The organism is Neolewinella aquimaris (genome assembly GCF_014197245.1).
In the GTDB taxonomy this organism is placed as follows: Bacteria; Bacteroidota; Bacteroidia; order Chitinophagales; family Saprospiraceae; genus Neolewinella; species Neolewinella aquimaris.
In genome coordinates, this window is the sequence record NZ_JACIFF010000008.1 from 102,090 (window position 1) to 115,564 (window position 13,475).

Sequence of the window (13,475 nt, forward strand, 5' to 3'; positions counted from 1 at the left end):
ATTGCACCCGCGTCCGCGCCCCAAAACAATCTAGAATTATGGCAAGTATTACCGGCATCATTAAAAGCGTACGCGACATCATGCGCAAGGACACTGGCGTAGACGGCGACGCCCAGCGCATCTCCCAGATGGTATGGATGATCTTTATGAAGATCTTCGCCGATAAGGAGGAGGAATGGGACGTAACGATCGAAAATTACGAAAGTCCACTGCCCGAAAGACTTAGATGGAATAACTGGGCGGCTGACGACGAAGGGATGACCGGCGACCAGCTGATGGAGTTTGTCGATAACGAACTTTTCCCTACCCTGAAGGAACTAGACGTGAGCCTTAACCCCCAGACCGCCATCATCCGGTCGGTATTTGAGGACACCTATAACTACATGAAGAACGGAACGCTGTTCCGGCAGGTGATCAACGAGATCGACAAGATTGATTTCAACAACCAGGGTGAACGCCACCTGTTTAACGACCTCTACGAAACGATCCTGAAGGAACTGCAGTCGGCCGGTAGTTCAGGCGAATATTACACTCCGCGCGGCGTAACGCAGTTTATGGTCGACATCATCAACCCACAACTGGGCGAAACGCTGCTGGACCCCGCCTGCGGCACCGGTGGTTTTTTGACCTGTTCCATCGACCACCTGCGCGAAAAGGTGAAGACACCTCAGCAACGGCAGGTACTACAAGCGGGCATCCGCGGCATTGAGAAGAAACCCCTACCTCATTTACTCTGTACGACCAACCTGATGCTGCACGGCTTTGACGTTCCGGCGGTGCAGCGGGATAACTACCTAAGCAAGCCGTACACCGACTGGGGTAAAAAGGACAAGGTTGACATCATCCTGAGTAACCCACCCTTCGGCGGAGTAGAGGAAGACGGGACGGAAACCAACTTTCCCGCTAAATTCCGCACCAAAGAAACGGCCGATCTCTTCCTGGCCCTGATCATCCGACTGCTGAAGGATAAGGGCGGCCGCGCGGCGGTCGTGCTGCCCGACGGCACCCTCTTCGGCGAAGGCGTAAAGACCCGCCTGAAGGAAGAACTACTGGCGAAGTGTAACCTACACACTATTGTCCGCCTCCCCAACGGCGTGTTTGCCCCCTACACTAGCATCAAGACCAACTTACTGTTCTTCGAGAAGGGTAAGCCGACGAAAGAGATCTGGTACTACGAGCACCCCTACCCCGAAGGCTACAAAAGCTACAATAAGTCGAAGCCCATCCGGGTGGAGGAGTTCGCCCCTGAGAAGAAATGGTGGAACAAGCGAAAAGAGAACCGCTATGCCTGGCGCGTCCCCATTGAAGAGATCCGGGAGCGCAATTATAACCTCGACATCAAGAACCCTTACGAGGAAGCCGACGAGCTAGAAAGCCCGGAAGTACTGCTGAAGAAGCTGAAGAAATCCGAAAAGAAAATTACTAAGATTCAGCAGGAGATCATGGCCGTCCTCGATAAAGCCCTCGCGTAGATGCACTTACTGAAATACTTTAAAAAACTAAGCCTACGGCCTGAAAATGCGAAGGAAATCCGGGCGCTGATCCTGGAGCTGGCCATCCGTGGGCGGCTGACGGAGGAGTGGCGGCGGAAGCATCCTGACGTGGAGCCGGCTAGCGTTTTGCTGGAACGGATTCGGGAGGAGAAGGCGCGGTTGGTGAGGAAGAAGGTGATAAGGAAGGAAAAGATTTTCGATCCAATTAAAGAAAGTGAAATCCCCTTTAATATTCCTAATAAATGGGAATGGGTAAAGCTAGGTCAAGCTTTTACATACGGAACAAAAAACAAGGCTAAGCCAGAAAGTACTTCCTCCGACATTTGGGTTCTCGAGTTGGAAGATGTAGAAAAGCATACGTCAAGGCTACTTAAAAAAGTTAGATTTTCTGAGAGAGAGTTCAAGAGTATGAAATCGGCTTTCAATCCGGGAAACGTGATTTACGGCAAGCTTCGACCTTATCTAGACAAGGTGATCGTCGCTGATGAAAAAGGAGTATGTACGACAGAGATGATTCCGATTTCGGTACACGCTAATACATCAAGTGAATACTTGAGACTCTTTCTAAAATCCAACTACTTCATCAAGTATGCTAATGATTCAACATATGGAATGAATCTACCACGCATGGGCACTGAGCATGGTAAAAATGCGATTACTGCCCTCCCTCCCCTCCCCGAGCAACACGCCATCGTCGCCACCGTCAACCGCCTCCTGGCTGAAGTAGACGAGCTGGAACGGCAAACCACCCGATTCCGCGCCCTACGGCAGGACTACGTAACGTCCTCGATCCGGCAGCTAACGGGAGACGATTCGGCAGGGGCGTGGGCGGCGCTGCGGCCGCACTTCCAGTCTCTCTTCGACCAGCAAAACGGGGTAGACCGGCTGCGGGAGTCTATTTTGGAACTAGCGGTACAGGGAAAGCTGACGGCGAAGTGGCGGGCGGAACATCCGGAGGTGGAGCCGGCTAGTGTCTTGCTGGAGCGGATTGGGGAGGAAAAGGCGCGGTTGGTGCGGGAAAGGGTACTTAAGAAGAACAAGCCCTTAGATAAAATATCCCATGACTTGATGCCTTTCAAAATACCAGATAGTTGGGTTTGGAGCTATTTTCAAGATATTGCAAATATTGCTTCAAACTTGGTCGATCCTCAAGCATATCCAAGCTACCCTCACATCGCGCCTAATGTAATAGAAAAAAATACAGGCAAACTACTGGAATATCGCACTATTGAAGAAGATGGCGTTTCGAGTGCAAAGCACCTCTTTCGCCCTTCCCAAATTCTGTACAGTAAAATTCGTCCTAAGCTCAACAAAGCAATTGAGGTGGATTTCGTGGGATTATGCTCAGCAGATATGTATCCAATTGACCCTTTCGTTGAGAGATCCTATTTGTTGAAATTTATGCTATCATCTTTTTTCTTAGTACAATCAACAAAGCCAGACACCCGAGTTGCAATGCCGAAGATTAACCAAACAGAACTGAAGAAGATTATAGTACCGATCCCGCCAAAAAAAGAGCAAAAAGTAGTAGTTAAATTTGTCGATAAGCTGCTCAAATTGTGCGACCAATTGGAAGAACAAAGTAAGAATCAAGCTGCTATTCAAGAGCACTTTTTGAGAGCTTCTAGGGAAGAGTTGTTACTGGCGACGGAAAGGGCGGAGGTATGAGATTGAAACGCCTATACCTGAGCAATTATAAAAACCTTAATAACTTTGAGCTCAACTTCACGGGAAGCAGCTTCATTGACGTTTTTGTCGGGAAGAACGGGACGGGTAAGTCCAATATGTTTGAGGCGCTAATTGAGATTTTCCGGCAGTTGTATGAGCAGGATTATCTCACAGGCTTTGATTTTGAGCTGGAGTATGAAATTGAGGGGACGGATCAATTTATTGGTTGGGAATGGACAACAGAACGTTACTACAAAATTGAAGATAATGAGAGAAAAGACGCCAGGAAGGTGTCTCGAAGCCTTTTACCAGACAACGTAATTCTGTACTATTCTGGGCACAATGAGAAAGTAGCCCGCTTGATTTCAGCCTATGAGGAAGGTTTCAAGCGAGAGCTAAAAGAAGCGAATGAAGGAGATATCAGAGAGTTCATAGGCATAGGGAAGGACTATAAAGCCTTACTGCTGTCGGTTCTTCTACTACAGCCGGACGGCTGTAAGGCGAAAGAGTTTATTAAAGAAAAGCTAGGTATAGCCTCAATTGGAAAGGAGGTTTTTATTGCTTTAAAGCGCCCTTACTACGCCAGGAAAAGAGGGTACGAGGTAGATCGGTTTGATCCAAAGACCAGCTTCTGGAAAGCTCAAGGCATCACAAGGACGCTTTTGGATCGCATTGATGGCGTGAAACGTGCTGTAGAGGAAAAGGCGCGTGATGACGGCTATCAAGCTCCAACAAATGCGACCAGCTACGATGATGTTTACCAGTTGTATTTAGACCTCGAAGCATTTCAGCAGACCTTTGCCGACACGAGTTCTCAGGAATTATTCAATCAACTGGATAATCTGAGGACGATTGAAATGCTGGATGATATTTCACTGAACCTGACGCTTACTGACGGGACAATATCTGAGGTTGACCATTTCAGTGATGGGCAGTTCCAGTCGATATACATATACACAATTGTAGAGCTTTTTCGGGGTAAGAACTGTCTTACCCTGCTGGATGAGCCGGATTCGTTTCTTCACCCGGAATGGCAATTTGACTTTTTGAAGCAGGTGTTCGAGATTGCTGACGATGCTATTGTACAGAATCACGTGCTGATGAGCAGCCATAGCGCTGTCACTCTAATCCCTCACGATAGTCGCAACGTGAATCTCTTTAACTTTATCGGTGATGGGGTGCGGTGCATCAATGTAAACAAGTCTTATGCGATCGAGCAGTTGTCCGCGCAGATGATCAAGTACTCTGAAGATGAGCAGATACTAAGCATAATTAACAGGATCAATGTCGAAGACAAGCCGATCTTGTTTACAGAAGGAAGCACGGACCCACGAATCTTGGAAATAGCCTGGAGCAAGTTGTACAATGTGCCGATTCCATTCCACATTGTATTTGCCTTTGGATGTGTTTACCTGCGACAATTGCTGCAGGATGAACGGATTCTAAATGAACTTGATGGCCGCCCTGCCTTCGGATTATTCGACTTCGACACTGCTTACAATGAGTGGAACAGTGTAAGCACGGATGCTTTGCTCGAAGAAGATCCTTATCGAGGATTAGCTAAGAAGGTAAAAGCTAAGAATAGCTTTGCTCTGCTATTGCCAGTTCCGAACATCCAAGATATAGAAAGGCAGGTCGTGGAAGACAAAGAACAAAAGACTACTTTCAAAGGCGAATCTGAACTTGAGATTGAGCACCTTTTTTATGGTGATCCACAAACTCACGATTTCTTTGACGTAATCAATAAGCCCGGTGGTGGAAGAATAATTGGGTTTCGTGATAGTCGAAAAACAGATTTTTCAAAAGACATTGTCCCGAAGATTAATGCTACGCATTTCGAAGTTTTCCGGCCGATGTTTGAGTTTATTAAGTCCCATATCTAAATCACCCTCCTTTACTCCATCCCCCTAGAAAAATTAGAATTGTCAAAATTAACGGAAGTCTATTTTTAATGACCGCCAGATACTTTGCAGTGACCCCCTACCCTCCTGGCCAGTTTCAAAAGTTGCCGTGCACGTCCACCGTTCTTTCTTTCCCAGTCTTGCCCTCCTTGATGACGAACTGATCCGACTGGATCTGATCTCACCGCAGCTAAAGGATGTCTTCATTTCATAGGCCGAAGTAGATACCAGCGTCGATCAACAGGGCGGTATTGTAGCGGCGGTCGGCCATCAGGTCCTTGATGAGGGTGTTGGCGTGTGTCCACCGGGGAGGGGCGGAGGCACTCTTGCATCGTGGTTTTGCCAAGTTCTTGAGGTACGGCCGGCAGGTTACAAAAGCCACCCATCACGCAGGGAAATAAAACCTGGAAAACAAAAACTAGGACACCGTTTAGCCTAACCATTTGAACGACAGAGAAGTAAGTAAAGTTATTAGGTTATACTTCTACACAAAGTGTAACCTATGCATGGTAGGTCTATAACTAAGTAGGTTACTAAAATTTTCCAGCTACCAATGGTGGCGCTTTTGTGGGGATAAGTTGCTGACCATTGCCCTGTATAATCAGCCCCTGTAGTCTAGTTCGTGAAAACGGCAACGTGCCAAGCCAGTGGCCCAAATTCTGAGGACTGGCGAGGCCAAAACCTACGCCATAGCCGCTAATGAACCCACAAGCGCATTGATGTAAAAATGCAGAAACCCGGGGATGGGTTGAAGGTATCAAATTACACACACTACCCCAAAGCTGCTTTACTCGAAGCACCCGATCACTTGAAGTTTTGTTGCTCCTCTTGATCCTGGGGTTCTTGCGTCAACCAACCTCGCCGTTTCCAGCATCCTAGCGAAAAAATTATTTGTCAGCGGTTACTTGGGGTTATCTTTCCAGACCGTATTTTAGTATCACAAACTCCGCTGCTTACAAAGCGGAGGATTGCTGTTTGGACTATCATTCACCATGTTTTTCACTTGCCTTATGGAATGAATACCAACTACCTGGAGTCCACTTATTCGGATGTTCTATTTGCTTCGCCAGTAGGTGCTGAGCATGCTGGCGAAGCTATATTTCGGACTTGGAAAGGGAACATATATCCCCTGGATAGCTGAGCAGCGGTCATTCTTGGAGCGGTCTGATCCAAATACGAAAGTTTCCTACGGACTTTTCGAGACCTAACAGATCAGGGTATCGAAGTGATATTCCTACAGTTCCCGACACCGGGAAACAACACAACTGACATGAAATACCTTGCTTTCCTACTCGCCGGAATGATAATCCTTAGTTGTCAGAAGGAAGAGGACGAAATGTTATTGCCAATAGAGGAGCTGCCGCTGGAAACGTTCGCTTTGTTGACCGATTCGAGTGTAGTGATGCAGATGCAGTACGTAGTGGTGTCGTCCGTGCAGGTAATTTTTACGCAGAATGCGTACGCTGGTATGATAGGCGGCCGGGAGGTGGCGCTGACCAGATTGTCGGATCAAGAACTATTATTTTCTGTCCCGGATTCTATCGAAGGGGAAAGCACCCTGGAACTCTTAATAGGTAATCAGGTTGGAAGAATTGTTTTCACCATTCAGACGAATGAGATTAGAGACATAGAAGCCACCGTGAAGACAGAGTTAACCGACCCCCTGACCGATTTTTCTATGAGTATTGAGGATTTGCTAAAGGATAATACGTTACCGGATGCCGTAACTAATGACCTCAACTCCAGCAATCAACTACTAAAAGATTATCTCGCTCAGTTTGCTATTCTTTCGTCGGATGAAAAGCTAGAGGTGGCACGCTTCTACCACGCCAACCCCTTATTCACCACCGATCACTTCAAAGTGCTGAAAAAAGCGAATCCTAACAGCAATCCGAATTACGACTGCTTTGCGGTCAACTCTAACAGGGTGATCATGACGACCCTAGCAATATTGACTTTCGTAAATGGATTGGCATACCTTGGTGCTTCCTCTCCGATGGGTTCGGTTGCCGCTATGGCAGGTTTCGTGGCGGGTGTATATGCCGCGGTTTCTATCATCTCCGCCGCTCAGGAGCATTTGCTCCACGAGTGTTTTTTGCCATTTAAGCATGCGCTGGTGGATGCTACGGGAAGCGGAAGAGATCTGAAAGTCTATAACAATCGCTTTGAAGAATTTAGACTTATGGTTTCCGAGCGGCACTTGATTACATCCGATGCGAACGGTAAAAACACCCTACTCTCGAATACCGCCAATAAACTTAGTCTGGCACATGCAAGGTGGAAAGAATTGAAAAGGGGTTTGAACCGCGTGTTATCAACTTCCGGCAATTGGTTTATCAGTTGGTTTAAATCTGCTCCCTTGCCGTATGAACCTATCACTTACGATTTAGAAGCACTTCCGAGCGAATCTGAAGAGCGGGAGAACGAGGGGGATGTAGACTTCATTTCTATAACTGGTTTTCCCCCTGACGTGACGGTAAGTGTAGATGCACGAGCGGGGGATCCGCTGAAGTTGAGACTTGTGACGAGCAGTGGCGCCCTACCGAGGAAAGTATCGGGCAAGATCAAGTATAGTGACGGTGATTTTACTACTGAAGATTCCCTCAGCGTCACCATCTTTCCCGACGACCCGTGTTTGGATATATTCGCCCCAGAGATCGTCAGTTATACACTCGTTTGTGAAAACGGAGATTTGGTAATCTTGGTAGATTTTACCGCGGAAGGAAGGGGCTACTACCCAAGTGGCGGCTCGCTATGGTGCGATCCGGCAAATACTTGTTACCCATCGAGACTCTACTTTAGAAGTCCGGGAGCAGAGGAGTTTTCCATCGCCTACAACGGGTATGATGTAAAACTGAATTCCGGAAACTATAATGAAGGGACCATTGCCTTTAGGCTGAGAAGTGGACATTGTGCAATTCTACCTGGATTGACCCCTGTCGAGGTTTTAGCAAATCGATATCCTGGGTATGAGTGGAAAATAGAGCTGATTCAGGCATGTGATTTGCGTTCAAACACCATATCTTTTTAGGATGGCAGGGAAAGCTCTGAGGTTTTCTTGAATTGGCCGGTGAGGGTCAGGCCGTCCGCTATAATGCCTTGGGTTTTCAAAAAATGGAACTCAGTTGGTTATTGACAGCTAGGCTGGTAAGGGGCGATCCGGGGCTTAAGTTGGAAACAGGTAACATAAGCCCCTTTAAGGCTTCACACCAGCTCCCTCACCCCCTAATGTACCCGGTCAAACGCCTCCACCGTCAACAACTGCGCCGTCCGCACGTAGATGTCCGTCGTGTTCGACTGCTCGTGGCCTAGCAGCGGCCCCAGTTTCTTCCGTACCTCCCGGGAAACGTGCTTGCTCTGTTCGCAGGTCTCCAGACCAGATTTCCGAAACAGGCGAGCGACTTGTTTACCGAGGGCGGTTACGTCTTCTATACAGGAAGCAATATATGGATGAGTTGGGCTTGGGAAATTCTTCCTTAAGATTAGTCTGGTCGTCACCAACCCCGCTTGTCCCGGGTGCGGTCCAGCAGGTACTGTTGTTCCTCGGTCTTACAATAATGAGCTAAGATCTCGGGAGCCTTTATGGTGAGGTAATCGAGCATTTCGCTATTGCTGTACTGTTGCTCCTGCAACTGGCGGAGCATGATTTGCAAGGCGGAGATGGTTTCCAATTCCGGAGCCGTCGCGAAGTCACGCATGGTAGGGCGATCGGGGGGCGGATCAAACTTTATACGAAACTCCTTGGCCGTCATCTTCCACATCGCCAGGTTGACGATGTCAGCGTGCATCTGCGAAAGCTTACGTTTAATCAGGGTGGTGCGGTCGCCAGGAATTGCGATGTCGGTCATGGCCGGAGGGGGCGATGGAATGGCCCGGTCCTGATTTGCCTGGGTAATGAAGCCGTAACTCTTCGCGGCCAATTCCCGGGCGAAGCGCAGCTGCAGGTGCTCCCGCCCGGCGACCAAGTCGTTCCACTTACGGAAAGCTTCGATGGTGAGGACGTAGAATTCCGGGCTCAGCCAATTGGCAAAGTGAATGCTCCAGTCAATGTGCGCGAAGGTTCCCCCGTAGCGGCCGCGACGGGCATAGATGCCAGTCGCGCCGGCGTCGACGAGATCCTGTACGCTAAGCGTAAAGGTGTTTTCCCCTGCGCGATTTTTAAACCCCCCGAAATCGGGGGGTTTAGAATCCGAGCAGTTCCGCAGTTCCCAGGCCTGAAAGAACTGGTCCTGGCCGAGGTCCGCATCCACCGTTCGATGAGTCGGTTGGGCTGATTGGCGTCCTATTTCCGGGCCATGTCCGTGAGGCAGACAAAGCCACTCTTCTTGACAATACCGATCGCTTTCTCGCCAATATTTATGCTGGATGCCATGTATTGTTGTGTCTGCCCACGACATACGACAAAATTTTGAGGTTCATACTTTGCTTTTGATTACGAATTTCGAGGAATAATAGCTGCTGATTCCCTGTTTAAGGGTGCTTTTTGGCCTTTGAGCTTCGCTCTCTGGCTACAAGGCGCGGTTATTATTTATCAATGCCAACCAGCTTTTTCCTAAGATCGGTAGTGGGAGGCGGATAGCCTACCGTGGGGCGATGACTACACCCGACAATGCCGTCATCGATCCTATCGCCGCCGTTTACAGCGGGAATAATACCGGCGTAACCCCGGACATCGAAGTGCTGCAAGACGCCAAAGCTCTCCGTGAAGGCCCTGACCCCAGCTGGAACGGGCGTTGAAGGAGGTGCTCTAAATGCTGGAGGAACAGTCGTACCCCGGAGGTGGTAAATCCGCCTTATCCCGTACCGACGTGGGTAAGCGGTGAGCTACAAGCGCTTGCGGATATCTTCCGCTCCGGTCACCCGGGCCCGCTTCTCCTTCACCCGCTCGTCACCAAACGGAGTGGTCAGGGTGAGTCGCAGCTGTGGTTCGGAGAAGTTACTGAAGCCGTAGGTACTTATGCCTTCCCAGGGTGCATCGTACCGCCAATCAAGACGGCCGAGGGTATTCGTGGGGTCCTGGACGGAAAGGCTGACAGAGGTGCCCCTTTCAAATTTCTTTTGGAGCCCTAAATTTAAGTAGGGATAGGCGTATTGCACCTGGTCACCGAGAAGGAAATCGCTTTGGTAACGGCCATCAATGCTGGCCAACCACCCCTTACCCATGGAGAAGGTCGCGTTGAATTGGGCGGAGAAGGTCATCATATCATTGGTGAAGACCGATGGCCTGCCCTCCTCATCCTCTACCCGATGGTAGCGAAGACCGAGCGTGCCGTTCATGTCCCACCAGCTAGTAAGACTGCTATTGGTACTCAGCTCCAGGGACAAGAGATCGGCCCGGTCAAGATTGTCCGGGTACACGATTTGGAGGTGGCGGGGCTTATTTACCGTATTTTGGAAGAAGATATCGTTCTGGCTACGGGTATAGGAGAGGGACAATATCGAAGCACGCCACTGCAAAGCCAACCGTATGGTGCTACCAAAGGCCGGTTGCAGGGTCGGGTTGGCATAGGCAAAAAAGGTTGGGTCGAAGAACATAAAGACTGCAGCCATCATAAAGAATGGAGGACGGGTTACGCTCCGGTTGAAGCTCAGCTGCACGGTAGTATTCGTGTCCAAGTCGTAGTTCAGTCGGACCAGGGGAAACAAATTGTTCCAGGTTAGATCCACATCTAGGTTCTCCAGGCTGGTCTCCAGGCGGTAGCTATAATGCTCGAAGCGCAAGCCAATTTCCCCGTGTAAGCGCGCGGAAAATTGTGACTGCAGGGATACGTAAGCGGCCAGGATTCGTTCTGATACGGAATCGGTTCTGGTGAACAGGTCTCCGGTTTCCCACTCCTCCCCGCCATTTTTAAATACGCGGCTCCGGCTGACGATGTCGCTGAACGTGCCCTTGACTCCCGTTTCCAGTTGCTTGCCCTTGCCCAGTTCGAGCTTATGGTCGATCCGCCCGGTCCATATCTTCACCGGGGTCTTTCGGTCACCATTGAACCTGGTTCCGGCCAGCGAATCCCGGCCGGTCAAGCTACTTTCATTCGTGAACCGTATTCCTGCGTAATCGAGGTCGACCGTAAGCTGGCCACCTGCACCTAGGTCGCGTTGCAGATTAAGATTAGCAAAACCATTGCTACTCGAGTTCATGGACTCCAGGATATACAGGGTAGAAGTCACCGGTTGACCATTTTCAAAGGCGGCGGACTGGCTGCTCGAAGGCAGCGTAAGACCCCTAGAATGGGACAAACTCGTGCCTCCACCCAGGATGGTTTTAGGCCCCAGCTCAAGATCAAAACCCAAACTACCCGAATGAGATTGCAGGTGGTCTTCCGATCGATTCCAATTGTTCTCGTAGAAATAGCGGGTTCCCTGGTATTTATAATCGCGGTAATGCAAGGCATAAGTATTCCTCCTATAATTGAGATTATAGTTATAGTCTCCGAAGAGGTTAATCTTCCCGTAGCGACTATTAAGTCGCAATCCGGCTATGGCCTTCGGGCCTCTGCCGTAGCCCCCGGTCAGGGATAGATCACCCCGAGTGCCAGTGGATGAAGTGCTGCGCATTACGATCCTGATGATTCCCGCTACTCCGCTGGCGTCGTACTTGGACGGTGGCTGGTGAATGATCTCGATGGCCTCTATACTCTCCGCCGGCATGGCTTCCAGCCGGGCGAAAATGACCGCTGCCGGCGCCCGTTGGACCCGGTCACCAATCATCAGCAGTACTTCGCCCCGGCTACCAAGTGAGATGCTGCTATTCTGATGGTTGACTAACACGCCCGGAGCTTTTTGCAGCACCTGCAGCGCATTATTGCCGCTGAGGGCGGGGGTGGCCGTGACGTTCATCACCAGGCGGTCGGTCCGCTGTTCAAAGAGCAATTTTCGCCCACGGACGGTCACCTCGGAGAGCGTTTCCCCGATCGGCTCAACGGTGATTTCATAATGCAGTACCGTAGGATCTACGGGGGTGTAGATTTCGGCGTAGCCAAGTGCTATCACCTTCAGTGTGGCGTTTTCCAGCCGAGAAAACACCAGGCGAAAGGTTCCAGAACTATCCGTCGTGGTTCCGCTCTGAAAGCTGGAATCCAAAGCCGAAAGGAGCACGACGTGTCCATATGGCACTCCGGCACCTCCGGAGTCAATCACGGTTCCGGTTATTACCTGACTGCTTACCGGGAGCGTAAGGAGAACTATGGCAATTATTGAGCTATAGTGGAAGGTTGACGTGGCATACATGGATGTATTGCTTAGTGGACTATCTTAATTTACGGCCCGTACCTGACTCGGAGCCATTGATTTTGCCAAAGTGATAAAATAACTTAGGAGGGTTATGGAGTAATCACTTCCAGGTAGGGAGGGTGCTGCTCGATTGGTGGGGAAAGCGGAATTCAGGCCCATCTTGCCTAAAGTTTGGCCTTCACTCCCGCCGCCACACCCTGCAGCGCGAAACAGTCCGGCAGGGCAACAGAAAATCGCGGGGGGCTTCATAGCGCTACAAGCGACTACCTCACCACTTGAGTTAACCACGTGCATCGCCAGCCCCAGGTACCGCAGCACACCCCTGGGGTGGATCGGTCGAGCCACCGCGCCAGAATTTAAATGTTGTGAGGCTGGGGTTGAAACGCCTGTTTTTCAGCGCTTTACGAAAGATGAAGTTCTGTGGGTGGTGCTCCAACAGCCGAAAGGCAGCTGCTACGGTGACAAGGGAATTTATCCTCCATCTTTGTTGAGCTATAGCAACAGGTGTGATCTTGCGTCCAATTGCTGAAGCAGTAGTGGACCACCTCCCAGGACGGGAATTGTCGATCCAGGTTGCGCCTCTGTCAGCAGGTGTACGTGATCCACAGGCTGGCATTGGAAACGTCACGCAAGTCGTGTGTGCGTTTGCGTCGAATAGGCAGAAAGGGTTTAACTCAATACCACTGGCTGTCGGTTAACCGAGCTTCCCTTAATGTGCGGCAGCCGCGACAGGAACGCTGCCTATCTGCTGCATCAGGGACATAGTGTCGAACTGCATCCAGTGGTTAACTATCTTGTTATCTTCTAACTCGTACATGATAAGGCCATCCACATTTACTTTCCGACCGGTTGGTGCGATACCGAACAACTCCCCCTTATGCTCTCCCTGGACTGTTGCTCGACACACAACTTTGTTTCCTTCCGCAACAAGGTCCTTTATGCAAAGTTGATAATTAGGTAATCCCGACTCGAATACGATTATGTGGTCTCTTAACTCGGAATCTGCAATGAATTTATCAAGAGTGGCTCTTGACTTGTTCAGGTTTAATGCCTGCACGTAATCCTGAATCAGCTTTTTACATTGTTCTGTAGTGATCATGGTCTTGTTGTCATTTTAGAATTATAGAAATGGGTTTATCTAATATGTAAAAATAGGACGCTGCTATCGCTTACCGTTGTAAAA

The 13,475-nt window shown here is 49.7% G+C and carries 9 protein-coding genes; 5 read left to right on the forward strand and 4 right to left on the reverse strand.

The features are described 5' to 3' along the window. The first annotated feature begins 38 nt into the window (after positions 1–38). From GGR28_RS14990 to GGR28_RS15000, 3 genes are read left to right on the forward strand one after another with little or no spacing between them, the layout of a single operon-like run. Positions 39–1,472, forward strand: a complete 1,434-nt coding sequence (locus GGR28_RS14990) for a class I SAM-dependent DNA methyltransferase (RefSeq protein ID WP_183496635.1) — start codon at positions 39–41, stop codon at positions 1,470–1,472. Next, positions 1,473–3,161 (forward strand): restriction endonuclease subunit S, encoded by a 1,689-nt coding sequence (locus tag GGR28_RS14995; protein ID WP_183496636.1) that lies wholly within the window; start codon positions 1,473–1,475, stop codon positions 3,159–3,161. Next, complete coding sequence (locus GGR28_RS15000; RefSeq protein WP_183496637.1) at positions 3,158–5,044, forward strand: AAA family ATPase; 1,887 nt, start codon at positions 3,158–3,160, stop codon at positions 5,042–5,044. The genes GGR28_RS14995 and GGR28_RS15000 overlap by 4 nt, the downstream gene beginning before the upstream one ends. Positions 5,045–5,270: 226 nt before the next feature. On the opposite strand, the gene GGR28_RS15005 is transcribed toward GGR28_RS15000, so the two are convergent. Then, entirely contained in the window at positions 5,271–5,408 is a 138-nt protein-coding gene (locus GGR28_RS15005; protein WP_183496638.1) for a hypothetical protein, read from the reverse strand. 924 nt (positions 5,409–6,332) lie between these two features. Between GGR28_RS15005 and GGR28_RS15010 the strand changes: the two genes are divergently transcribed. After that, a complete protein-coding gene (locus GGR28_RS15010) occupies positions 6,333–8,093 on the forward strand; it encodes a hypothetical protein (protein ID WP_183496639.1) in 1,761 nt (586 codons plus the stop codon). Positions 8,094–8,556: 463 nt separating this feature from the next. On the opposite strand, the gene GGR28_RS15015 is transcribed toward GGR28_RS15010, so the two are convergent. Then, on the reverse strand, positions 8,557–9,312 hold the full coding sequence (locus GGR28_RS15015; RefSeq protein ID WP_183496640.1) for a KilA-N domain-containing protein: 756 nt from the start codon (positions 9,310–9,312) through the stop codon (positions 8,557–8,559). Positions 9,313–9,655: 343 nt separating this feature from the next. Between GGR28_RS15015 and GGR28_RS15020 the strand changes: the two genes are divergently transcribed. Then, the gene (locus GGR28_RS15020) at positions 9,656–9,799 is read left to right on the forward strand and encodes a hypothetical protein (protein ID WP_183496641.1); all 144 of its coding nucleotides are present in this window, start codon (positions 9,656–9,658) and stop codon (positions 9,797–9,799) included. A gap of 87 nt (positions 9,800–9,886) precedes the next feature. Here the strand turns inward: GGR28_RS15020 and GGR28_RS15025 are convergent, their stop codons facing one another. Continuing rightward, positions 9,887–12,289, reverse strand: a complete 2,403-nt coding sequence (locus tag GGR28_RS15025) for an outer membrane beta-barrel family protein (protein ID WP_246416758.1) — start codon at positions 12,287–12,289, stop codon at positions 9,887–9,889. A 712-nt stretch (positions 12,290–13,001) separates the two neighbouring features. Next, positions 13,002–13,391 carry an ester cyclase gene (locus tag GGR28_RS15030; protein ID WP_183496643.1) on the reverse strand — a complete coding sequence of 130 codons (390 nt, stop codon included), beginning with the start codon at positions 13,389–13,391 and terminating at the stop codon, positions 13,002–13,004. Positions 13,392–13,475: the final 84 nt, after the last annotated feature.